2 protein-coding genes and 2 pseudogenes are annotated in these 3089 nt (G+C 70.6%); 2 read left to right on the forward strand and 2 right to left on the reverse strand.

The genetic code is table 11. The features are described from left to right. Both guaA and G6017_RS09930 read right to left on the reverse strand, forming a co-directional pair. Window positions 1-1081 (reverse strand): glutamine-hydrolyzing GMP synthase (gene guaA / locus G6017_RS09925; protein ID WP_182617173.1); only part of this gene is annotated, 1081 nt, incomplete at its 3' end. A 40-nt stretch (window positions 1082-1121) separates the two neighbouring features. Continuing rightward, complete coding sequence (locus tag G6017_RS09930) at window positions 1122-2093, reverse strand: IS481 family transposase (RefSeq protein ID WP_182617166.1); 972 nt, start codon at window positions 2091-2093, stop codon at window positions 1122-1124. A gap of 238 nt (window positions 2094-2331) precedes the next feature. On the opposite strand from G6017_RS09930, the pseudogene G6017_RS17320 reads away from it, so the two are divergent. Both G6017_RS17320 and G6017_RS17325 read left to right on the forward strand, forming a co-directional pair. Further along, window positions 2332-2697 (forward strand): annotated as a pseudogene (locus tag G6017_RS17320) (wax ester/triacylglycerol synthase domain-containing protein); the annotation flags it as partial. A gap of 17 nt (window positions 2698-2714) precedes the next feature. Next, window positions 2715-3089: pseudogene (locus G6017_RS17325) on the forward strand (WS/DGAT/MGAT family O-acyltransferase); the annotation flags it as partial.

The raw sequence follows: 3089 nt of genomic DNA on the forward strand, positions 1-3089 counted from the left end.
TGATGTTGGCCGTCCCCGCGCCGCCGCCGGACTCGACGACGTCCGGGTAAAGGGTCCCCTGGACGAGGAAGTCCACCGACGAGTCCGCGCTGTCGCCGGAATCCTCGAGTTCGAGGGCCTGGGTCACGGCCCGCTCGAACGACCGGATGAACTCGCGGCCGATGATCTTGCGCTTGGTCTCGGGGTCGCTGACCCCGGCGAGGTGGCCCAGGTAGATCTCCGAGTCGTCGAGCGTGATGAGGCGGGCTCCGGTGGCGGCCACGAAGTCGTTCTCCACCTGCTCCCGCTCGCCCGCGCGCAGCAGCCCGTGGTCAACGAACACGCAGGTCAGCCGGTCTCCGATCGCCCGCTGGACCAGCGCGGCCGCCACGGCGGAGTCCACGCCGCCGGACAGACCGCAGATCGCGCGACCCTCGCCGATCTGCTCGCGGACGGCCTCCACGAGCTGCTCCGCGATGTTGGACGCGGTCCACGTGGGCTCCAGGCCCGCGATCTCGGTGAGGAACCGGGTGAGCACCTGCTGCCCGTGGGGCGAGTGCAGCACCTCGGGGTGGTACTGGACGCCGGCCATCCGTCGATCGACACACTCGAACGCCGCGACCGGGGCACCGGCGGACGAGGCGGTCACCGTGAACCCCTCGGGCGCCGACGTGACCGCGTCGCCGTGACTCATCCACACCGGGTGGGTCGCGGGCAGTCCCGCGTGCAGCACCCCGCCGGACACGCCCACCTCGGTGCGCCCGTACTCGCGGTTGCCGGTGTGCGCGACCTCGCCCCCCAACGCACCCGCCATGGACTGGAAGCCGTAACAGATGCCGAAGACCGGCAACCCGAGTTCGAGCACGGCCGGGTCGAGCGCGGGGGCACCGTCGGCGTAGACGCTGGCCGGCCCCCCGGACAGGATCAGCGCCACCGGGTCCTTGTCCCTGATCTCCTCCACCGTCGCGGTGTGCGGGATCACCTCGGAGTAGATCCGCGCCTCGCGCACCCGTCGCGCGATGAGCTGCGCGTACTGGGCGCCGAAGTCCACGACGAGCACCGGCCGGGGCGGGGCGGGGGCTCCTGTGGATCCGGCGGTGATCTGGGAGTCGGTCTGTGCGTTCTCGGCCACGGACCAGAGTCTAGGTGTTCTGCCCACGCAGGTTGGGTATGCGGTCGGCGGGTGAGGCGCCTTTGAGTGCGGTGTGGCCGCGGTGATGATTGTAGTGATGCAGGAACGCCGGTAGCAGAGCTTGGCGGTCTCGTTCGTTGGCGTAGGGGCGGGCGTAGGCCCATTCCTCGAGCAGGGTCCGGTTGTAGCGTTCGACTTTGCCGTTGGTCTGCGGCCGGTACGGCCGGGTCCGCTTGTGGCTGATGTCCGGGCCGAGGGCGTCGGCGAAAGCGTGGGAGCGGTAGCAGGAGCCGTTGTCGGTCAGCACCCTGCGCACGGTGATCCCGGCGTCGGCGAAGTATGCGCTGGCCCGGTGCCAGAACGCGGCCGCGGTCTCCTTGCGCTCGTCGTCCAGTAGCTCGCTGTAGGCCAGGCGTGAATGGTCGTCGACGGCGTTGTGGATGTACCAGTACCCGGTGCCGCTGCGGTTCTTGCGGCCCATGGCGCGGCCGAGGAACTTGTGGCCGCCGCCGTCGGGGATGCGGCCGAGCTTCTTGATGTCCACGTGGACCAGGTCGCCGGGAGCGTCGTGCTCGTACCTGGTCGGGCGACGCCGGGTGGCGCGGACCGGGGCGCCGGTGGCCGGGTCGGTGAACGCCAGGCGCACGCACCCGTAGCGGGAGAGGATCTTGTGCACGGTCGAGGGGTGCATGCCCAGGTGGTAGGCGATGCGGGCCGGGCCCCACCGGCGTGAGACGCGCAGCCCGATCACCCGGCGCTCGCGCCGACGGGGCGTCTGGTGCGGACAGGTATGTGGCCGGCTGGAGCGGTCGACCATGCCCGCCTTGCCGTTCTCTCGGTATCGCTCGGCCCAGCGGCGGGCGGTGGTGACCGAGACGTTGAACCGCTCGGCAGCCCGGGCCGGGGTCCAGCCGTCCTCGACGACACACCGAGCCAGGCGCAGTCTTCCCGTGGGCGTCAGAGTCGCGTTAGCGTGGGACACGAAGACCTCCGTTGTGGATGTGGGTGCTTGGTCGCTTCCACACCTCACACGGAGGTCTTCCTCATTTCATCTCGCCATGCCGACCGGAGACACAACCTGCGTGGTCAATACATCTAGGCCCCGTGGCCACTCCGCCGAACTCGGCCACTTCCGCCCCCGGGGTGTTCACAATGGATCACATCACGACCGGGGTCGTCCTCGGCCGTGACCATCGACCGGGAGGGCACCGATGGAGAGGATGACCGGCTTCGACGCGAGCCTGCTGTACCTGGAGACGGCGCAGCAGATGCTCGTCGTGGGCGGGATCCTCGTGGTGGACGTCTCCGACCAGGGGTCCGCGTACAGCTTCGAGCGACTCCGGACGGAACTCGCCCGTCGGGTCAAGGAGATCCCCGCGTTCCGCCGCAAGATCTACGACTCCGTGTTGAACCTCGGGCATCCGGCATGGGTCGAGGAATACGACCTCGACGTGACGCGGCACGTCCGACGCGTCGACGTGGAGCCGCCCGGTGACGACGACGCCGTGTTCGAGATGTGCGGCCGCCTCAGCAGTCGCCCGCTCGACCGGTCGAGGCCGCTGTGGGAGATGTGGGTCCTCGAGGGCCTGGCGACCCGGACACGGTGGCCGTGTTCTTCCGCGCCCACCACGCGCTGCTCGACGGGACCAGCGCCGCGGCGGTCCTGCGGAAGCTCGGCGGGGCCGGGACCACCCCGTCCGCCCGTGATCTCGACCCGGTGCGGGTCCACGCCGGTGGGGCCAATCCGATCGGACTGGTCGCAGGCGGCCTGTGGGACTTCTCCGTGCGCCGACCACTCACCCTCGCCCGGCTCGTCCCGGAGGCCGCGATGCTGCCGTGGAGACTGCGCAGGGCCACGGCCACGAGGAGGTCCGGCGGGAACGCGGCGGAGGCGGTGGAGGACGGTGGTGACGCGGCGCAGACCACCCCGATCCCCGGCGCCGCGCCGTTCACCGCCCCGAGGACCCGGTTCAACGCG

This window comes from Dietzia sp. B44 (assembly GCF_014145245.1).
GTDB classification, from domain to species: domain Bacteria; phylum Actinomycetota; class Actinomycetes; order Mycobacteriales; family Mycobacteriaceae; genus Dietzia; species Dietzia natronolimnaea.